We start from the raw sequence: 19,260 nt of genomic DNA on the forward strand, positions 1-19,260 counted from the left end.
CATAACTTAAGTCGTCAGGCGAGTACTGCATGGCGGGTCTGCCTGTCACTCGTAGCCCCGGCTAAATTACATTGATTCCCAACGGAAAAACGCTGCCGGCCGGGTTACCCGCGAGTCATGTCATAGCGTCGCAGCCGCCGTGCGGATGTTTTCCGCCACTGCCAGCCGCGGTTGCAGGCCGCCTGCCCGCTTCCGTACCATGGCCACGTCGGGGGCTCCCGGCAGGAGCGACAGCATGAGCGAAGACGACAAGCCGCGCCTTCTGTCCGGCGGCAACCCGCAGATCCCGAAGCGCGACGGCGATGCGCCGGTGCAGGCCTATATCGCCGCCATGCCGGGCTGGAAGAGCGCACTCGGCCGCCGCATCGACGAGTTGATCGTGCAGGCCGTGCCGGATGTACAGAAGGCCGTGAAATGGAACTCGCCGCTCTACGGCATGGGCAACCAGAGCTGGTTCCTCGGCATCCACTGCTTCACCCGCTATGTGAAGGTCTCCTTCTTCAAGGGCGCGGCGCTGAGGCCGATGCCGCCCGGCCCCTCGAAGCAGAAGGAGGTGCGCTATCTCGACATCTACGAGAACGATGCCCTCGACGAAGCGCAGTTCTCGGACTGGGTCAGCCAGGCGAGCCGGATACCCGGCGAGCGGATGTAGCAGCCACACCGGCCGGGTTCAGCGATCAGGACAGGTCCCTGAGCCCGGCGGGCGTCTCGATCTGTGCGTGATAGCGCAGCTCCGGCCCGAGGGTGACAACGGGTCCCCGCTCCGTCCCAAGCTCCAGCATCAGCGCCGCGATCGCTTCGGCCTCCGGATGCTCCAGCGAAAACCCGCGCAGGCGAGCGCCGAGATCGGCGATGGTCGCCATCGAGCGCGGCTTGCCGCGCCGGTCGATGATCGAGGGAGCGGCCCCGGCCCAGGGCAGCGAGCCATCATCGGGAATGGCGAAATCGAAGGCCGGCGCATCCGTCGGCAGCCCGACCTTGCGGCCGAAAATCGCCTCCCTGCCCTTCAGCACGGCGTCTATCCCATCGGTGCGGGCGACCCAACCACGCAAGCGGCGGCCGGCATCCCAATCCCGCCTGACCCGCTTCTGGTCGTCGAGCCCGAACCAGCGCGCCCGGCCAGGATGCGTCCCGTCCGGATCGAACGCGACGATCTCCAGATAGGTCATGTCACCGAGCCGAAGCAGGTGGTTATGGCTGCCCATATAGCCGTGCCGCTGCCCGAACGGCACGTCGAGATCGAGGCAATCGCGCACATGCGAGACGCCTTCGGCAAGCGTCGGGGCAATCACGGTAAGATGGTCGAGGGTGAGCATGCCCGTCAGTTGAAGCCGGCGCGGCCTACTGTCCAGCCGCCCGGGAACGTCAGCCCGCCTCACCGCGCCGATTGGTGACGGTCAGCGCCAGCCCGCCGAGCACGAGGCCGACACCGAGCGCAAACATCAGCCCGAGATCGTCGCCGAACATCACGGCCGCCGCCGCGACGCCGACGACCGGCTGGAGATACTGGATGGCGGCCGCGATCCGGGCCGGGACCGTGCGCAGGATGGCGAGCCACATGAACAGCCCCGCCACCGTCACCACGACGCCGAGATAGGTCGCGGCGGCGAGCCCCGTCACGGTGATCGTGAGCGGCACGTGCCACATCTCCCAGCCGGCCCAGGGCAGCAGCGCGAGGAAGCCGAACAGCGTGCTCCAGGCCGCGACGGTCGCGGTGCCCCAGCGCTCGGAGAGTTCGACGCTCCAGACATAGTAGAACGCGATGGTCACGGCCGAGAGCAGCACCAGCATCGCACCGGCGAGCGTGGTCTGCGTCGCGGCGGAAGCCGCATCGCCCCGCCCGGAGGCGACGACGGCGATGCCTGCAAAGGCGGCAGCGAGCCCGAGCGCCTGAAGCCGCGACACCGATTGCCTGAGCCTCATCGCGGCAAAAACCACGACGAAGATCGGAATCGTCGCGGAGATGATCGTGCCGACCGAGGCCGAGGTGCCGGCGACGCCGAAGGTCTGCGCGACCTGCCCGATGCCGATGCCGAGGATGCCGAGCGCGGCCAGCCGCGGCAGCTCCCGCCGGGGCAGGCGCTGCTTGCCGACGACGAGGACGAACATCAAGGGCACCGCGATGATGAAGCGCAGCGCCGTCAGCGTCAGCGGCGGCAGGGTGATGAGGCCGAGCTTGGTGATCGGGATCGACAGCCCCCACAGCAAGGCGAGCAACAGCATCGTCGCATAGCTCCCGAGCGACGGATCAGGGCGAGGGAGCGAGGCCGTCTGGCTCATGGGTTCATGCGGTCTTTATATGCGCGGCATTGATCAGAGCCTTAGGTCGCCGCTTCCGCGCCGGCAAGCCGGATGGCGGCGATACCGACATAGCGAGGTCACATTCGTTGCGCGATCTGCACCCGGTTCGCACATGTCCAAGCCTACCCGGGTAAGCCTCATGAACCTGAAGAAGCAGCGCAGCCATATGCTGACCGGTGCGCCTTACAACGACCTCACACCGGAACTGATCGCAGCGCGGGCGCGGGCTGTGCGCCTGACCGACCGCTACAATGACTGCTTCGGAAAATCCCAAGGCAAGCGCGAGGCGCGGCTCCGCAAGCTTCTGCGGCATGTCGGCGAGGGAGCGCATTTCGAGCCGCGCTTCCGCTGCGAATTCGGCTTCAACATCTCGATCGGCGTGAAGTTCTACGCCAATTTCGACTGCGTCATCCTCGATGGCGGCGAGGTCACTATCGGCGACCACGTCCTGTTCGGGCCACGGGTCGGCATCTACACGTCGAACCATGCCGTCGATGCCGACGAGCGGTCTGCCGGGGCTTGCTACGCCCGGCCTGTGACCATCGGCAACCGTGTATGGGTCGGTGGCGGGGTGAACATCAACCAGGGCGTCACGATCGGCGACAACAGCATCATCGGCTCGGGAAGCGTCGTCACCAAGGACGTGCCGCCGAACGTGATTGCGGCCGGCGTGCCCTGTCGCGTGATCAGAGCAATCACCGATGCCGACAGAACCAACTTTCAGGCGACTGCAGGCTAGAGGCAAAGGCCAAAGTCGACGACCTACCACCCAACGAAAAAGCCCCGCGGACCTTGCGGCACCGCGGGGCTTTTCGATTCAGATATCAAGCACTCAGCGCGAAAACTTCTTGTACTGGATACGCTTCGGAATGGTCGAGTCGATGCCGAGGCGGCGCTTCTTGTCCTCCTCGTAATCGGCGAAATTGCCCTCGAACCATTCGACATGGCTGTCGCCTTCGAAGGCGAGGATATGGGTCGCGATCCGGTCGAGGAACCAGCGATCGTGGCTGATGATCACGGCGCAGCCGGCATAGTCCTCCAGCGCCTCTTCGAGCGCGCGCAGCGTGTCGACGTCGAGGTCGTTGGTCGGCTCGTCGAGCAGCAGCAGGTTGGCGCCGGACTTCAGCATCTTGGCGAGGTGAACGCGGTTGCGCTCACCGCCCGAGAGCGAGCCGACCTTCTTCTGCTGGTCGCCGCCCTTGAAGTTGAAGGCCGAGCAATAGGCGCGGGAATTGATCTCGCGCTTGCCGAGATAGAGCACGTCGTTGCCGCCGGAGATTTCCTCCCAGACGTTCTTCTTGTCGTCGAGCGAATCGCGGCTCTGGTCGACATAGCCGAGCTGGACGCTCTCGCCGACCTTGATCGTGCCGGCATCGGGCTTCTCGACGCCGGTGATCATCTTGAACAGCGTGGTCTTGCCGGCGCCGTTGGGGCCGATCACGCCGACGATGCCGCCGGGCGGCAGCTTGAACGAGAGATCGTCGATGAGCAGCTTGTCCTGGAAGCCCTTCGACAGCCCCTCGAAATCGACGACGTTGTTGCCCAGCCGCTCGGCGATCGGGATGATGATCTGGGCGGTATCGGGCCCCTTGCTGTTGGCCTTCTGGACCAGCTCGTCATAGCGCTGGATACGGGCCTTGCTCTTGGCCTGGCGGGCCTTGGGCGACTGCGCCATCCACTCCGCTTCGCGCTCCAGCGTCTTCTGGCGCGAGGCGTCCTCGCGGCCTTCCTGGGCGAGGCGCTTCTGCTTCTGCACCGACCAGGCGGAGTAATTGCCCTCGTAGGGAATGCCCTGGCCGCGATCGAGCTCAAGGATCCAACTCGTGACATTGTCGAGGAAGTAGCGATCGTGGGTGACAATCAGGATCGCGCCCGGATAGGTCCTGAGATGCCCTTCGAGCCAGGCGGTGGTCTCGGCGTCGAGATGGTTGGTCGGCTCGTCGAGCAGCAGGAGCTCCGGCTGCTCCAGCAGCAGCTTGCACATGGCGACACGGCGGCGCTCGCCGCCCGAAAGCTTGTCCACGGCCCAGTCATCCGGCGGGCAGCGCAGCGCATCCATCGCCTGGTCGACCTTGGAATCGAGATCCCACAGGCCCTTGGCCTCGATCTCGTCCTGAAGATTGGTCATCTCGTCGGCGGTCTCGTCCGAATAGTTCATGGCGAGCTCGTTATAGCGGTCGAGGATCGCCTTCTGCGGGGCGACGCCGAGCATCACGTTCTCGCGGACCGTCAGGCCCTCGTCGAGCTTCGGCTCCTGCGGCAGGTAGCCGACGCGCGCGCCTTCCGCGACCCAGGCCTCGCCGGTCCATTCCTTGTCCATGCCGGCCATGATCTTGAGCAGGGTCGACTTACCGGCGCCGTTGACGCCGAGCACGCCGATCTTGGCATCCGGATAGAAGGAGAGATGGATGTTGTTCAGGACCTGCTTGCCGCCCGGATAGGTCTTGGACAGGCCGCGCATATGGTAAATGAACTGGCGAGACATGGGGCGAGCGGGCTCCGCTTTAAGGCGCTGCGACAAGGGATGTCGGGAAATCTGGCCGCTATGTAGCGACCGGGCGCGCCGCCCGCAACCGCCTGCCGGCGGAGCAGGTGCCTTTCACAAAACCGGTAGAGCGATCCATGCGCCCTTCCCCCGGGCCGGGTTTTGCCGGAAGCTCCTCCGGCCTGAACGATGCCGGAGCCCGCCGATGAGCCTGCCCGCCGTCCTGTTGCGTATCTTCACGGTTCTCGCCCTGGCGCTGTTTGCCACGCTGCCCGCCCGCGCCCAGTCGAACGAACCCGGCTGTCGGCCGGAGATGGCGAGCCTCGGCCTGCCGATCCAGCGGGCGCAACTGGCCAAGGACGAGGCACGGCTGACCTTCGCCGGCCATGCCACTTTCCTGATCGAGACGCCGGGCGGCGTGAAGATCGCGACCGACTACAACGACTATGTCCGCCCACCCGTAACGCCCGACATCGCCACAATGAACAAGGCGCATTCGACGCATAACTCTCGCAATCCCGATCCGGCGATCAAGAATGTCCTGCCCGGCTGGGACCTGTCCGGCCGCGGCGCGGCGCAGCACGATCTTACCTTCGGCGATGTCCGCGTCCGCAACGTGCCGACCAATATCCGCACCTACGAGGGCGGCACCGACTATGACGGCAACTCGATCTTCGTCTTCGAGATCGGCGAGCTCTGCATCGCCCATCTCGGCCATCTGCATCACCCGCTGGAGCCCGGCCACCTGCGCGCGCTCGGCCGGGTCGACATCGTGCTCTTCCCGGTCGATGGCAGCTATACGCTCGACCAGTCCGGCATGCTGGACGTGCTGAAGTCGATCCAGGCGCGGGTGATGATCCCCATGCATTTCTTCGGCGGCGGCACGCTGAACCGTTTCCTCGCGCGGACACAGGATATCTGGCCGGTCGAGCGCCGCGAACAGGCGACGATCACGCTCGGCAAGGCGACGTTGCCGGCCAAGCCCACCATGATCGTTCTGCCGGGGCAGTAGGGCCACGCACAGCACAATGGCGCGAACTTGCCAGCCCCGTCATGCTCGCCCTTGTGGCGAGCATCCACGTCTTGAACACGGTCCGTGACCAGCGAAGACGTGGACGGTCGGGACAAGCCCGACCATGACGGACGCCCTTCGGATCGGCCCGTCTCAGGTGTTCACGCCGCCATCGATGGCGAAGCCAGCGCCGGTGATGAAGCGCGCCTCCTCGCTCGCGAGATAGGCGACGAGCCCGGCGATATCCTCCGGCTGGCCATAGCGCGGGATCGCCATGCGCGCCCGCTGCGCGTCGGCGCCGGGGCCGCCGGCCGGGTTCATGTCGGTATCGGTCGAGCCGGGATGGACGATGTTGACGGTGATGCCACGCGGCCCGAGATCGCGCGCCAGCCCCTTGGTGAAGCCGATCAGCGCCGCCTTGCTCATCGCATAGAGCGTCACGTCCGGCTCGACCACCCGGTCGGCGAGGCAGGAACCGGTCGAGATGATCCGCCCGCCCTCGCCCAGATGCGCGGCAGCGGCCTGCGAGGCCAGCACCACGGCGCGGACATTGACGGCAAGCGTCGCGTCGATATCGGCGAGGCTCCAGTCGGCGACCGGGCCGCCACGATAGATCCCGGCATTGTTGACGAGGATGTCGAGCCCGCCGAGCGCCTTGGCGGCTTCGTCGACAGCACGGGTCACGGCTGCGGGATCGGCGCTGTCGGCGGCGATGGCGAAGCCCTTGCGACCGAGCCCCTCGATCTCCCTCGCGACCGCCGCCGCCTTCTCGGCGGAGCGTTCATAGGTCAGCGCGACATCGGCGCCCTCGGCAGCAAGCCTGCGGGCGATGGCGGCGCCGATTCCGCGGCTGCCGCCGGTGACGAGAGCGCGCTTTCCAGCAAGGCGTGACATGGCAAACTCCATTTCTATAATGATCGATACATAATAGCTGACGCGCTTGATCCCGGCCGTCAAGTGAAATATATAACGACCGATACAAAATAATTTCGAGGAGGCGACCCGCATGGCCGAACGGGGCCGTCCACGCAGTTTCGACAGGCAGGCAGCGCTGGAGCGCGCCATGGAGGTGTTCTGGGAGCGGGGCTACCAGGCCGCCGCGATGAGCGACCTCACCGAGGCGATGGGCATCAATTCGCCAAGCCTCTACGCAGCCTTCGGCAGCAAGGAGGAGCTTTACCGGGAGGCCATCCATCATTTCGCCGCGACCGAAAGCGACGACATTCTCGCACCGCTGCAGAACGCCCCCACTGCGCGGGCAGCGCTCGAAGGCTACCTGATGGCGAGCGCGAAAACCTTCACCCGCCCCGGGCGCCCGCCCGGCTGCATGGTCGTGCTGTCGGCCGTCAACGCCGTCGGTGTCGGCGACGAGACCAGCCGCATCCTGCGCGAGATGCGGGCCGGCAGCATCACGATGATCGAGGAGCGGCTGCGGCGTGCCATCGCCGAGGGCGAGGTGCCGTCCACACTCGATCTCCATGCGATCGCAAGCTACTACGTCACCGTCCAGCAGGGCATGTCGATCCAGGCCCGCGACGGTGCTTCGCGGCTAATGCTGGAGGCCATCGCGCAAGGCGCCATGGCAGCCTGGAATGGCCTCACCCGGCCGCGCGCAGCCGCCTGAACAGCCGCGTTAACCCCTCGCTGAGGCTGATCCGAGGCTTTTCTTGCCGTTGCGGCAGATCGCGGCATCCTGTCGGCAACCGGGAGACCGCCCTCATGCGCCGCATCGCCGCCCTCGCCTGCCTGCTCGCAACCGCCACCTTGCTGCCTGTCCAGGCCGAGGCGGCCAAGTTCCGTTTCGGCGGGCGCAGCTCCGGCTCATCGACCACGAGCAGCCGCAGCGTCGTCGTCGTGCCCGGCGCCGCTCTGGGCGCGAGCCGCGCGCGGGCCGAGACGGGTCAGCCCGAGCGCGTGCCCTTCCCGACTGCGACCGCCCGAGGCGAGGAGCCCTTGCCGCTGCGCCTTTCCGCGAACAGCGAGGCCAAGAAGCCGTGGTGCCAGACGGATGTCGTGGTCAACGGCTTCTGCATGCTGAACTGAGGGTCGACCTCAGACGCGGCTGACGCGCCCCTCCAGCGGATAGGCCGGATCGCTGTAGCCCGGCGTCGATGGGTGCCCGGCCGGCACAAGCCGGTCGATCAGCGCCTCATCATCCGCGTCGAACCCGGCATCGAGCGCGGCGAGATAGGCCTCCCACTGGTCGAAGGTGCGCGGACCGGCGATCGCCGCCGTGACGAAGGCATTGTTCAATACCCAGCGCACCGCGAACTGGATCGGCGTCAGCCCCTTCCCGGCCGCATGCTCCCTGATCGTCTGGGCGATGACCAGGCTTTCCTCGCGCCATTCCGCCTGCATCATCCGCCGGTCGCCGCGCCCGGCGCGCGTGCCTTCGGCCGGTGCCTGCCCCGGCGCGTACTTGGCAGTAAGAACGCCGCGGGCCAGCGGCGAATAGGAGGCGACGCCCAGCCCGAAATAGCCGCAGGCCGGCAGATGCTCGACCTCCGGCATGCGGTTCATCGCGTTGTAATAGGGCTGGCTGACCACCGGCCGGTCGATGCCGAGCTCGTCGCAGAGCCGGCAGATCTCGGCCAATCGCCAGGCGCGGTAGTTCGAGACGCCGAAATGCCGGATCTTTCCCTGCCGGACGAGATCGGCGATCGCATGCACCGTCTCCTCCAGCGGCGTCGTGTGATCTTCCTTGTGGAGATAGTAGATGTCGATGGTTTCGCTGGCGAGCCGGCGCAGGCTGTCCTCGCAGGCGCGCAGGACCCAGCGCCGCGACAGCCCGCCATGCATCGGCCCCTTGCCCATGGGGTTTGCGACCTTTGTCGCGAGCACCCAGTCATAGCGATGAGCGGCGATGGCGCGGCCGGTCACTTCCTCGGACTGGCCCTCGTTATAGGCATCGGCCGTGTCGATGAAATTGATCCCGGCTTCGCGCGCGCTGTCGATGATCCGGCGCGACATCGCCTCGTCGGTAGGGCCGCCGAACATCATCGTGCCCAGGCAGAGCGGCGAGACCTTGAGGCCGGAGCGGCCGAGACGGCGGTATTCCATGGCTGATATCCTCGAACGGGGTGGGCGAACCCTGCCGCAGCGCGGCGCCCGAGACCAGCGCCCGGCGCGCAGGCACGCCCTGCATCGCGCAGCCGGCCGGCAAGGAAATGCTTAATCTTTCGTGACAGGATGCTGCGTCGTCACATGGTCATCCGATGAATCTCGCCCAGCTCGTCAAGAGCCAGACCCTCGCCACCTTGCTGCAGGCGCTCGACGCAGGCGGAGAGTTGGCGGCTGGCCGGACGGTGCAGGCCAGGCTCGCTTCGCTGGAGCCGGACGGCACCGCGACCGCCATGATCGGCGAGACCAAGGTCGCGCTCGTCCTCGCCGGTCCGCAGGCCAGGCAGGCTGCCTTGCAGCCCGGCGCCACCCTGTTGCTGCGGCTCGATCCGCCCGCGCAGCCCGGCGGCGACCTGCGCGCCACGCTGGTCGAGGTCCGCCCGCCATCGACGCCGGCCGCCGGACAGGTTCAAGCGCAACCGCTCCCTGCAGCCCAACCTGCTCAGCCAGCAGCCCCCCCGGTTTCGACGGCCGCTCCAGCCCGGCCAATCCCGGTGGCCGCACCTAATCCCGTGCCTCAGCCTCCCGCCATGCCGGCGCCGGCCGTCGCGCAAGCCGCCCATCCGCCTTCCCCGGTCGCGATACAGCAAGCCTTCCTGCAGCAAGCCCTGCAGCCATTGGGACTGCCGGCAGCGCAGGCGGCTGCCACGCCGCCCATCGCGGCAGGAGGCACACCGGCGAACGCCACCAACTCCGCTTCGCCAGCAGCCGCGACGCCCCCTGCTGCTCCGGTGATCACGGCAGCGACCGCCCGTGCCGTCGCCGGGCCGTTGCTCGGCCCGATGCTGCAGCAGCAGGCGGGCCTCGCTCCGCTCTTCGCCAATCTGCGCGCGATCGCGCAGGGCTCGATCTCGCTGGGCTTGCCCAAGACCCTGCCCCCAGCAATCCAGCAGATGCTGGCCCAGGCCCTTCCCGCCGAGCGGCAGGCGCCCACCGCGGCGAAGCTGAAGGAAGCCTTCCAGGCCTCGGGACTCTTCCTCGACGCACGGCAAGCCTCGGGGCTGCCCGCGCCCCGGCAGGGCGATCTCAAGGCCGGCCTGCAGGCGTTGCGGGAAACCCTGCTGCCGATCATCGACGCCTTGTCGCCGGATCCGAAGGCGAGCCGTCGTGAGTATGGCAGCGCTTCCGGCGCCGAGCAGCCAGCCGATTTGGCTTCCGGCGACCAATCCACTCGCCTCGCCCCTCCCCGCCGCGACGGCCCGCTCGCGCCGCAACCGGCCGTGGAGCCTTCGCTGGGGCCCGGCGAGAAACCACTCGCCATCGCCGAGACCCTGCTCGACCAGACAGAGGCGGCGCTCGACCGGATCAAGCTGACGCAATACGCCTCGCTGCCGCTGGAGCCCGCCCGGCAGGACGGCACGCAAGCAGCGCAGCGCTGGCTCGCCGAGATCCCGCTCGCCTTCCAGCAGGGCATCACGATGCTGCCGCTCCAGGTCGAGCGCGACGCCCCCCGCCGCGATGCACAGGGCGTGGCCCCGCCGATCTGGCGCATCCGCTTCGCGCTCGATGTCGAGCCGATGGGGCCGCTTCAGGGCGTCGTCACCTTGCAGGGCCGCGATGTCGGCGTCTCGATCTGGGCCGAGCGCGAGGAGACGAGCCAGCTTCTGCGCGGCGCCGCGCCCGGCCTCGAAGGCGCACTGCTCGATGCCGATTTCGCCAGCGGCGTCATCGACATCCATACCGGCCAGCCGCGCGTGATGCAGCCGACCGCCGGCCAGTTTCTGGACCGCCTGTCATGAGCGCGCCGCAGCCACCTCGCATCGCCGTCGCGCTCGAATATGACGGACATGGCGCGCCCCGCGTGACCGCCAAGGGCCGCGGCGAACTGGCGGAGCGCATCGTCGAGACCGCGCGCGAGCACGACGTCGCCGTCGAGCAGAACGCGATCCTCGCCCAGGCGCTTTCGGCGGTCGAACTCGACGACCAGATCCCGGAGGAGCTCTACCGCGCGACCGCGCAGGTCATCGCCTTCGTCCTCTCCCTGCGCGGCGAATTGCGCCGGCCGAACCGGGACGGCCATCGGTCTTGAGCACGGGAATCGTCGTCAGGCGCCTCGGCCCCGCCGCCTACGCGGAGCTGGGGCCGGTTTTCGCGGAGCTTGCGCGCCATGCGCTCGAGCCCAACCCGCATATGGCTCCTTCGGCCGTCTCGGCCGCGACCCTGCTCGTGCCGGAAGACGAGATCGTCGTCCTCTGCGCCTGGCATAGCGCCGCGCTCGACTTCGAGCAGCTCGTCGGCATCTGGGCCTTCCGGCGCGTGACGGGCTGGCGCAGCGGCTTTTCCGCCGCGCTCGCATCGCCGCTGGTGCCGCTCTACGAAGTCTCCTCGCTGCCGGTTCTCGACCGTGACCATGCCTCGGAAGCGGCGCGCGCCCTGATGCGCTATCTCCTCGCCTCGCGCGACCTGCCGCATCGCCTGCTGCTGCCTTTGCTCCCGCTCGACGGCCCCTGCTACGCCGCCTTGGCCGAAGCCTGCCGCCAGACCGGCAGCGCGATCTCGACTTATGAGCGCTGGGTCCGGCCGGTGATGATCCCGCGCCCGGAGGACAATTTCGAGGCCTATCTGCGCCGCGCCCTCGGTTCCGCTTACAAGAAGCGCATGCAGCAGTTCCGGCAGGCGGCGAAGCATGGCGCTCTCACCTTCCGGCGCAATCGCGGCCGCGGCGCGCTGGAAGCGCTCGACGCCTTCCTCACGCTCGAAGCCTCCGGCTGGAAGGGCGAAGCCGGCACCGCCATCGCCTGCCTGCCGGCCGACGCCGCCTATATCCGCCGGCTGGCAGAGCTCTGCACCAATGACGATACGCTCCTGATCGACACGTTGCTGCATGACGGCCGCGCGATCGCCATGGGTCTGCTGGTCGAGAGCGGCAACCGCCGGCATTTCCTCAAGATCGCCTATGATGAAACACAAGGACGCCACTCGCCCGGCCGGACCCTGGCGATCGCGATGCTCCAGGCCGATTTCAACGGCACGCCGCCCGCCTTCTTCGACAGCGGTGCGGGCGAGGGCGTCGATGCCGGCACCTATGTCTGGGGCGAGCGCCGCGAGATGGCCAACGCGATCATCCGCGTCGGCGCGGGCCGCATCGGCGCCGCGCAGATCGCAGCGTTCGGCCGGATGTGGCTCAGGCGCCTGCGGGATGCCGCCCGAGCCCGATTCGCGCGAAAATCCAGCGGCCGACCTCGGGCTTGAAGTGCAGGGTGTCGAGCCAGTAGCGCGACGACGCCTTGCCGGGGTCGAAATCCTCGAACGGATGTTCCGAAACGAAATCGTGGAAGGGTAGCTGGCGCCGTACAGCCAGCGCGGCGATGTCCCGTCGCCAGGACGCCAGTTCCGCCCCGCGACCGCCCGCTTCGACGAGCTGCCGCTGCGCCGCGCTCATCGGCGACAGGACGATGATGACATCCCGCTCCCGCAACAGGTCGAGCGCCCTTTCGAGATGAGCGAGATCATCGGGCCGATAAGCCATCGCCGCGATGTTCTGCTCGCGGGTGATCCTGCGCACCAGCTCCGCATCGAAATCCGGCGTCGCCTTGTAGCCGTCGCCGCGCCAGAGGCCGGGCTCCGTCCGCAGCGGTCGTGGCCCGCGCAGGTTGTCGATCGTCTTCGGGTTGAGCACGACGGAGACCAGCGCCTCGCGACGCCCCGCTGCCGTCGCGAGCTTGCGATCGATCGGCGGCGGCGGTGGCCAGGCCGTGAACATGAAATAGTCCAGTTCGATCACGACCCGGCGGACACTGGTGACGTCGACCGCCAGAGCCGCGAGAATTGGCAGCTCCCGCGCCATCAAGGCGGAGATCCCGGCATTGTAAACTTGGCCCTCGGCGCCGGAGACGTCGCGCGGATCGAGCCCGCGATAGACCACCGACGAGCCGATCACGAGCGTTTGCGGCTTCAGCCTGGCGATCTGGAGCGGCTTGATCAGGCGCATCTCGACATCGAGCAGGCGGCTCGCGCCGACGCCGTCGCGGGTCCAGGGCGGGTTGTCGCGAAACACCCAGTAGGGATCACGCCAAAGGGTCAGTGCCGTCAGCACCCCGAGCGCCAGCATGACCGTCGCCGCGAAGCAGGTGGCGAAGCCGCGTGGATCGGCGGAACGGAACAAGGCGGCGGCAAGGCGCATGGCGCTGCGCTAGCAGATCATTCCAATGCTGGCGAGATCGGCTTGACCGGCCATTGGCCGCGCCGATAGAGCAGGCCTGCCCCCAGGAGAAAGCCGATGACCACCACCGCCCGGATTGGAATCGTCACGGTCTCCGACCGCGCCTCGGCCGGCATCTATGCGGATGAGGGTGGACCGGCGATCGACGCCTATTTCCGGAAGGTCCTGACCTCCCCCTGGGAGCCTGTCGCGCGGGTGATCCCCGACGATCGCGCCGTGATCGCGCAGACATTGCGCGACCTCGCCGACAAGGAGGGCTGCTGCCTGATCGTCACGACGGGCGGCACCGGCCCGGCCCCGCGCGACGTCACGCCGGAAGCGACCGAGGATGTCGTCGAGAAGCCGATGCCCGGCTTCGGCGAACTGATGCGCCAGGTCAGCCTCGCCAAGGTGCCGACCGCGATCCTCTCGCGCCAGACCGCGGGCATCCGGGGCAAGTCGTTGATCGTCAACCTGCCCGGCCGCCCCCGCGCCATCGCCGAATGCCTGGACGCGGTGATGCCGGCCATCCCCTATTGCATCGACCTGATCGAAGGTCCCTGGCTGGAGACCGATCCAGCGGTGATCGCGGCGTTTCGGCCGAAGAAGTGACGGTGCAGCGTGTCCTGCTCGGGCTCGACCCGAGCATCTCCGCGCTTGTCATTCCGGGGCGCGCCGCAGGCGCGAGCCCGGAATGACACAGGCTTCTACTCAGCCGACAGCTCGCGCCCGATCGCCTGCACGAGCTGCGGCGACAGGGGATCCGTCCCTGCCGGAAAGCCGCCGAGCAGCGCGCCGTCGCGGCCGATCAGGTATTTGTGGAAGTTCCAGCGCGGCGTGTCCGCAGGCTTCTCCGAAGCGGCCCAGCGATAGAAGGGATGAGCCTCCGGCCCGCGCACCACGGCCTTCTCCACGAAGGTATAGGTCGCGCCATGGCTCTGCCGGGCGGCCTCGGCGATGGCGGCACCATCCAGCGGCTCCTGGCCGCCGAAATCATTGCTCGGCACGGCGACGAGCATCAGCCCGCGGGTCTGGTAGCGCTGCCAGAGCTGTTCCAGCGTCGCCATCTGCCCGGCATAGCCGCAGCGCGTTGCCGTATTGACGACGAGGATCGGCCGGCCGCGATAATCGGCGAGCGGCATGCGTCCGCCATCGGGCTTATCGAAGACGAAGGCATGGGCGCCGGTGAGAGCTTGCGCCACGGTCGCACGAGAGGCGATGCCCGCAGCAGCGGCTCCGGCGATCCCGGCGACGATCTGGCGGCGCGACGGCAGCATGGCTTTCCTCCGGTTCGGCAAACGAACGGGCGGCATCATGCCCCAAAGCAAAAAGCCTCGCAGCCGGCCGGCGCGAGGCTTCGCTTCACGATGGCGAGACCGGAAGGCCTCGGCAGGCAACCCTCAGCAGGCGAGGACCTTCTTCACGCGCACTTCGAGGTCGCGCAATTCGTAGGGCTTCACGACGTAATGATCGGCGCCGTTGCTGGTCGCCTCGTCCATCTTGTCGACCGAGCGCTCCGAGGTCGCCATGATGATCTTGATCTGGTTGAGTTCCGGCACCGAGCGGATGGCACGCAGCAGGTCGATGCCGCTCATGCCGTCCATGTTCCAGTCGAGCAGCAGCAGGTCGTAGCGCTTGGTCTGCATCTTCATCAGGGCCTCGCGGGCGTTCTCCGCCTCGTCGATGTCCTGGAACTCGATCTGCTTGAGGAAATAGGTCGCCAGGCCGCGCATGCTCTTCTGGTCATCGACCACCAGGATGCGGTATTCGCTTCTGGCCTTTGACATCACACTCTCCTTACGCGGTGCGCAGGTTCGGTCTTTCGCCGATCAACTGGCTGACCGCGGTACCAATCTGGGTCAATGGAACGACCCTTTCGGTCGCTCCTAACTCGTAGGCCGCTTTCGGCATTCCGTTTACCACGCAGGTCTCCCCGCTTTGGATTAACGTCTCGGCGCCGGCTCTGCGCATGGCTAACAAACCGTCAGCGCCGTCGCGCCCCATGCCGGTGAGCAGAATGCCGACCGCATGGGCACCGACACTGCGTGCCACCGAATGGAACATCACGTCGACCGAAGGCGAATGGCCGCTGACCAGCGGCCCCTCGCGCAGCGCGCAGACGAACTCGCCGCGGCGCTCCTCGACTTCGAGATGGCGCGGGCCGCCAGGCGCGACCACCGCCATGCCGGGCCGCAGCCTGTCGCCATCGACGGCCTCGCGGACGTCGAGCCCGGTTGCGGTCGCGAGCCGCGCCGCGAACTTCGCCGTATAGCCCGGCGGCATGTGCTGCACGACGACGATCGGCAGCCTGAGATGCGCGAGATCCCGCATCACCGTCTGCACGGCAGGCACGCCGCCGGTCGAGGCGCCGATCGCGATCAGCGAGGTCTTGCCGCTGCGCGCCGGCTCCCGCGACGGCGCGAGCGCGGCCGGGCGGGCCGGTGCAGCGGCGGCCATCTGCGTCATCTGCCTTGCGGCGGCGATCATCTTGCGGCTGGCGGCGGCGCGCTGCAGCGCCGCGACGAGATGCTTCATGAAGCCGTCGAGCGTATGGGTCGTGCCGTCGGGCTTCTCGATGAAGTCGATCGCGCCGAGCTCCAGCGCCTGGATGGTGTTGTCGGCGCCCGGCCCGCCGAAGGCCGACACGATCAGCACCGGCAGCGGGTCCTGCTTCAGCACGCGCGCCAGCAGCTTGAGGCCGTGCCGGCCCGGCAGTTCCAGATCGAGCGTCAGGACATCGGGCCTGAGCTCCTGGATCGCGTCCCAGCCCTCCTCGGCGCTGCCGGCGACGCCGATCACCTCGAAGCCCGGCGCCGAGTTGATGATCTGCGTCATCAGCTTCTGCATCAGCACGGAATCGTCGACGACGAGGACCTTGACCGGAGCGGTGGAAGACGTCGCGACAACCATCACCAGACCTCCACTTCACCAGCCACCGGCTGCGTCTTGAGCCGGTTGAGATAGGCGATTTCCTGCTCGTGGCCGCTGTCGCGCGAAGTCGGCTGAACGTGCTGCACCCAGGCCCGCCCCGTCGAGGGCTGGTAATGGATGCGCCGCGAGCGCGTGCCGCCGACATCCCGCGAGACCACCGGGATGCCCTCGACCTTCAGGAACTCGTTGACGAAAGCGATATTGCCGTCGCCGATCGCCAGCATCGTCGCGCCCGAAAGCACGCGGGCGCCGCCGAAGACCTTCGCCTCGAAATTGCTCCGCTTGGCGCCGCGCTTCAACAGGTCGTTGATCAGCACCTCCATCGCCGTGTCGCCATAGCGTTCGCCGGCGCTGGCATCCGAGCCGCCATTGTTCTTCGGCAGCAGGAAATGGTTGAGGCCGCCGACACCGGCGACGGGATCGCGCATGCAGACCGAGACGCAGGAGCCAAGCACGGTCGCGACGATCTCGTCCTTGGCGGAGGTGATCTCGTGCTCGCCCGGCGCGACGGTGATGATCGTCGCCTGGAAGCGCGGGTCGAAATAGCGGCGGGAGGACCGGGAGACGCTCATGCAGTCCTCTCGTAGATGGTGCGGCCGATCAGGCGCAGGTTCGGATGCGGTTGCGGCAGCGATTCCGAATGCCCGAGATAGAGGAAGCCGCCGGGCGCCAGCAGCGCCACGAAACGGTCGAGGATCGAGGCCTTGGTCTGCGTGTCGAAATAGATGAAGACATTGCGGCAGAAGATCACGTCGAACGGGCCGCTCATCGGCCATTTCTCGATCAGGTTCAGCCGCTTGAAGGCGATCATCCGGCGCAGCTCCTCGCTGATCCGGGCTTCGCCCCGCCCGGCCCCGCCTTCGAGCTTGAGCATCGGCTTCACGTCGGATGGCAGGCGCTCGAACAATTCAGCCGGATAGATGCCGGCCTCGGCGCGCGTCAGGATATCGGTGTCGATGTCGGTCGCGAGTATCTTGAAGTCGAGGTCGCTGCGCGGCCCCACCACGTCGCGGCAGGAAGCGGCGATCGAATAGGGTTCCTCGCCCGAGGAACAGGCCGCCGACCAGATGCGGATGCGGCCGCGCCTGCCGGAGCGCTCCTGCAGCAGGCGCGGCATCACGTCCTTGCGCAGATGGTCGAAATGGTGGCGCTCGCGGAAGAAGGCGGTGTGGTTCGTCGTCACCGCATTGATCAGCTCGGGCAATTCGCCCGCCGCCTGCGGCGTCTTGAGGAAGGCGCAGTACTCCGCGACCGAGTTCATGCCGAGCGCCTTGACGCGCCGCGCCAGGCGGCCGCGCGTCATCGCTTCCTTATGCTCGCGGATGACGATGCCGGCCTGCTCATAGACCAGCGTCGCGATGAACTTCATGTCGTCGCGCGTCAGCGTGACGTCCGCCATGACGGGCTGGGCGAGCGCGAAGGGATTGGGCGAGGCAGGTCTGTTCATCTCTCAAATCCCCATGCGACCGCCGGCAGCGACGCGGCGGTGCTGTGGCGGCGGCATCATCCGTGACGGCTGCGCGACGGTCGGCGCCGAGCTGCGAAGCGGCGGCAGGGCACCTCCGGCCACGGTCTGGCCGCCGCTGAACGCCTCGACATAGGCGCGCAGCGCCGCCGCCTGCTCGGCGAGCTCGGCTGCCGCTTCGGCGCTCCGGCCGGCCAGGTCGGCGTTCTGCCTGACACCCTTGTCCATCTTCGTCACGCTGCGACCCATCTCGCCGGCGCCTTGCGCCTGCTCGGCCGTCGCGCTGGAAATCTCGGACACGGTGGCCGAGACCTTGCCCGCCGCCGCGACGATGCGCTGCAGCGCCGCGCCGGTCTCGCGGACGAAGCCGACCCCCTCCGCGACCTGCCCGTTCGACGAGACGATCAGCCCCTTGATATCCTTGGCGGCCTGCGCCGAGCGCTGCGCCAGCGAGCGCACTTCGGACGCCACCACCGCAAAGCCCTTGCCGGCATCGCCGGCACGCGCCGCCTCGACGGCGGCATTCAGCGCCAGCAGATTGGTCTGGAAGGCGATCTCGTCGATCACTCCGACGATCTCGGCGATCTTCACCGACGAGCTTTCGATGCGCCCGATCGCATCGACGGCGCGGGCGACGACGCCCTGCCCCTGCTGCGCGACGCTCATCGTCTCGCCGGCGAGTTCGCCGGCCTCGCGCGTGCGGATGCTGCTGCGTCCGACCGACGCGGTAACCTGTTCGGCGGCAGCAGAAGCCTCACCGAGATCGGCCGATGCCCGCCCGGTGCCGGCCGCGAGCTCCGTGGTCGCGGCATCGACTTCGGCCGCTGCCTGCGAAACCCGGCCGGCGCTGTCGCGGATCGTCGCAAGCGTCGCACCGACATGCCCGAAGGCCTCGTTGAGGCTGTCCTGAAGGAAGCCCAGGCTGCCCTGACCGGTCACCGGGATGGACCGATTGAAATCGCCCTCGCTCACCCCCGCGACGGCATGAGCCATCTGGTCGAATGTACCTTCCAGCGCGGCATTGATCCGGTTCAGGCCCTTGACCGCGTGGCCGAGCGGCAGCGGCTGCCCTTCCGACGACAGACGGCGAGAAAAATCGCCGGCCTCGGCCGCCTCGACCAGCGCCACAATCTCGGCGGCGAGCTTGAGATCGCCGGTCATCTCGCGCCATTCCACGGCAGTGCCGAAGCTGCGGCCGTCGGAACGCATCATGGTCGTCAGGGTCAGGCAGATCGTGCGGCGGCCGAGCGTCAGGCGCACCGGCTGGCCGTTATGCGGCTGGTGTTCGCCCTGCACGCGCTCCATGACGCGGCCCAGCATGTCCTTGGCCGAGCAGCCCGGAAAGGCCGCGCGAAAATCCTCCTGCGCCTCTCCGAAGAAGCGCAGCAGCGCCTTGCTGGCATAGACGACGCGGCCGGCGGGGTCGCAGAGCATGACGCTGGCGCGGCCATGGTCGAGCGCGGCACGCAACCTTTCGGCTTCCTGGCCCTGCTCATGGATGATCGCGAGCGCGCGCGACAGCTCCGCGCCCTCACCTGATCCGGAGGTCTCGGGAAGCGCGACCTCACCGCCCTCAGCCAGGCGGGCGACCGCGGCGGCGCTGCGCGCCAGCGGGCGGGTCGTGCCCCAGGCCGCCAGGCCGCCGAACAGCGCAACGGCCGTCACCGCGGCAGCTCCAAGGGCGGGAGCGCCGGCAACGGCCGCGTAGGATGCCAGGCTGCCGGCGAGCGCCGCCGAGCCGGCGGCTAGCAGCGGCTGGCTGACCGAGAGACGTGAGAAGGGGCCGAGCGCGCTGCCCATATGGT

The 19,260-nt window shown here is 67.9% G+C and carries 21 protein-coding genes; 9 read left to right on the forward strand and 12 right to left on the reverse strand.

Annotated elements, in window-relative coordinates:
- Window positions 1–199: 199 nt before the first annotated feature.
- The gene (locus Q9235_RS00770; RefSeq protein WP_306224860.1) at window positions 200–652 is read left to right on the forward strand and encodes a DUF1801 domain-containing protein; all 453 of its coding nucleotides are present in this window, start codon (window positions 200–202) and stop codon (window positions 650–652) included.
- Between the two features lie 25 nt (window positions 653–677).
- Here Q9235_RS00770 and Q9235_RS00775 read toward each other — a convergent pair whose 3' ends face one another.
- Entirely contained in the window at window positions 678–1,316 is a 639-nt protein-coding gene (locus tag Q9235_RS00775) for a VOC family protein (protein WP_306224861.1), read from the reverse strand.
- Between the two features lie 49 nt (window positions 1,317–1,365).
- Window positions 1,366–2,280 carry a DMT family transporter gene (locus tag Q9235_RS00780; RefSeq protein WP_306224862.1) on the reverse strand — a complete coding sequence of 305 codons (915 nt, stop codon included), beginning with the start codon at window positions 2,278–2,280 and terminating at the stop codon, window positions 1,366–1,368.
- A gap of 133 nt (window positions 2,281–2,413) precedes the next feature.
- Here Q9235_RS00780 and Q9235_RS00785 point away from each other — a divergent pair, with 133 nt between their 5' ends.
- Window positions 2,414–3,040, forward strand: coding sequence for a sugar O-acetyltransferase (locus Q9235_RS00785; protein ID WP_306224863.1), 627 nt, complete (start codon window positions 2,414–2,416; stop codon window positions 3,038–3,040).
- A gap of 93 nt (window positions 3,041–3,133) precedes the next feature.
- Here Q9235_RS00785 and ettA read toward each other — a convergent pair whose 3' ends face one another.
- A complete protein-coding gene (gene ettA, locus Q9235_RS00790) occupies window positions 3,134–4,786 on the reverse strand; it encodes an energy-dependent translational throttle protein EttA (RefSeq protein ID WP_306224864.1) in 1,653 nt (550 codons plus the stop codon).
- Between the two features lie 205 nt (window positions 4,787–4,991).
- Between ettA and Q9235_RS00795 the strand changes: the two genes are divergently transcribed.
- Entirely contained in the window at window positions 4,992–5,798 is an 807-nt protein-coding gene (locus tag Q9235_RS00795; protein ID WP_306224865.1) for an MBL fold metallo-hydrolase, read from the forward strand.
- Between the two features lie 153 nt (window positions 5,799–5,951).
- Here the strand turns inward: Q9235_RS00795 and Q9235_RS00800 are convergent, their stop codons facing one another.
- A complete protein-coding gene (locus tag Q9235_RS00800) occupies window positions 5,952–6,692 on the reverse strand; it encodes an SDR family NAD(P)-dependent oxidoreductase (protein ID WP_306224866.1) in 741 nt (246 codons plus the stop codon).
- A 112-nt stretch (window positions 6,693–6,804) separates the two neighbouring features.
- Between Q9235_RS00800 and Q9235_RS00805 the strand changes: the two genes are divergently transcribed.
- Both Q9235_RS00805 and Q9235_RS00810 read left to right on the forward strand, forming a co-directional pair.
- Window positions 6,805–7,422 carry a TetR/AcrR family transcriptional regulator gene (locus Q9235_RS00805; RefSeq protein ID WP_306224867.1) on the forward strand — a complete coding sequence of 206 codons (618 nt, stop codon included), beginning with the start codon at window positions 6,805–6,807 and terminating at the stop codon, window positions 7,420–7,422.
- A gap of 95 nt (window positions 7,423–7,517) precedes the next feature.
- Complete coding sequence (locus Q9235_RS00810; RefSeq protein ID WP_306224868.1) at window positions 7,518–7,841, forward strand: hypothetical protein; 324 nt, start codon at window positions 7,518–7,520, stop codon at window positions 7,839–7,841.
- Window positions 7,842–7,850: 9 nt separating this feature from the next.
- On the opposite strand, the gene Q9235_RS00815 is transcribed toward Q9235_RS00810, so the two are convergent.
- The gene (locus tag Q9235_RS00815; RefSeq protein WP_306224869.1) at window positions 7,851–8,858 is read right to left on the reverse strand and encodes an aldo/keto reductase; all 1,008 of its coding nucleotides are present in this window, start codon (window positions 8,856–8,858) and stop codon (window positions 7,851–7,853) included.
- A gap of 155 nt (window positions 8,859–9,013) precedes the next feature.
- Here Q9235_RS00815 and fliK point away from each other — a divergent pair, with 155 nt between their 5' ends.
- From fliK to Q9235_RS00830, 3 genes are read left to right on the forward strand one after another with little or no spacing between them, the layout of a single operon-like run.
- Window positions 9,014–10,657 (forward strand): flagellar hook-length control protein FliK, encoded by a 1,644-nt coding sequence (gene fliK / locus Q9235_RS00820; protein WP_306224870.1) that lies wholly within the window; start codon window positions 9,014–9,016, stop codon window positions 10,655–10,657.
- Window positions 10,654–10,947 (forward strand): EscU/YscU/HrcU family type III secretion system export apparatus switch protein, encoded by a 294-nt coding sequence (locus Q9235_RS00825; protein WP_047578906.1) that lies wholly within the window; start codon window positions 10,654–10,656, stop codon window positions 10,945–10,947. Before fliK ends, Q9235_RS00825 begins: the two co-directional genes overlap by 4 nt.
- Window positions 10,944–12,110, forward strand: a complete 1,167-nt coding sequence (locus Q9235_RS00830; RefSeq protein WP_306224871.1) for a GNAT family N-acetyltransferase — start codon at window positions 10,944–10,946, stop codon at window positions 12,108–12,110. The genes Q9235_RS00825 and Q9235_RS00830 overlap by 4 nt, the downstream gene beginning before the upstream one ends.
- On the opposite strand, the gene Q9235_RS00835 is transcribed toward Q9235_RS00830, so the two are convergent.
- A complete protein-coding gene (locus Q9235_RS00835; RefSeq protein WP_306224872.1) occupies window positions 12,043–13,041 on the reverse strand; it encodes a hypothetical protein in 999 nt (332 codons plus the stop codon). The genes Q9235_RS00830 and Q9235_RS00835 overlap by 68 nt on opposite strands.
- A gap of 96 nt (window positions 13,042–13,137) precedes the next feature.
- Between Q9235_RS00835 and mog the strand changes: the two genes are divergently transcribed.
- Entirely contained in the window at window positions 13,138–13,671 is a 534-nt protein-coding gene (gene mog, locus Q9235_RS00840; protein WP_306224873.1) for a molybdopterin adenylyltransferase, read from the forward strand.
- 95 nt (window positions 13,672–13,766) lie between these two features.
- Here mog and Q9235_RS00845 read toward each other — a convergent pair whose 3' ends face one another.
- The 6 genes from Q9235_RS00845 to Q9235_RS00870 all read right to left on the reverse strand — a co-directional run bounded on the left by Q9235_RS00845 (window position 13,767) and on the right by Q9235_RS00870 (window position 19,255).
- Window positions 13,767–14,336: a glutathione peroxidase gene (locus Q9235_RS00845; RefSeq protein ID WP_306224874.1), complete on the reverse strand. Its 570-nt coding sequence runs from the start codon at window positions 14,334–14,336 to the stop codon at window positions 13,767–13,769.
- A 123-nt stretch (window positions 14,337–14,459) separates the two neighbouring features.
- Window positions 14,460–14,846: a response regulator gene (locus Q9235_RS00850; protein ID WP_047578914.1), complete on the reverse strand. Its 387-nt coding sequence runs from the start codon at window positions 14,844–14,846 to the stop codon at window positions 14,460–14,462.
- Between the two features lie 10 nt (window positions 14,847–14,856).
- On the reverse strand, window positions 14,857–15,969 hold the full coding sequence (cheB, locus tag Q9235_RS00855) for a chemotaxis-specific protein-glutamate methyltransferase CheB (RefSeq protein ID WP_306224875.1): 1,113 nt from the start codon (window positions 15,967–15,969) through the stop codon (window positions 14,857–14,859).
- Window positions 15,969–16,562 (reverse strand): chemoreceptor glutamine deamidase CheD, encoded by a 594-nt coding sequence (locus Q9235_RS00860; protein WP_306224876.1) that lies wholly within the window; start codon window positions 16,560–16,562, stop codon window positions 15,969–15,971. The genes cheB and Q9235_RS00860 overlap by 1 nt, the downstream gene beginning before the upstream one ends.
- Complete coding sequence (locus Q9235_RS00865) at window positions 16,559–17,437, reverse strand: CheR family methyltransferase (RefSeq protein ID WP_306224877.1); 879 nt, start codon at window positions 17,435–17,437, stop codon at window positions 16,559–16,561. Before Q9235_RS00865 ends, Q9235_RS00860 begins: the two co-directional genes overlap by 4 nt.
- Window positions 17,438–17,440: 3 nt before the next feature.
- Window positions 17,441–19,255, reverse strand: a complete 1,815-nt coding sequence (locus Q9235_RS00870; RefSeq protein ID WP_306224878.1) for a methyl-accepting chemotaxis protein — start codon at window positions 19,253–19,255, stop codon at window positions 17,441–17,443.
- Between the last annotated feature and the right edge of the window lie 5 nt (window positions 19,256–19,260).

Source organism: Bosea beijingensis, assembly GCF_030758975.1.
GTDB classification, from domain to species: Bacteria; Pseudomonadota; Alphaproteobacteria; order Rhizobiales; family Beijerinckiaceae; genus Allobosea; species Allobosea beijingensis.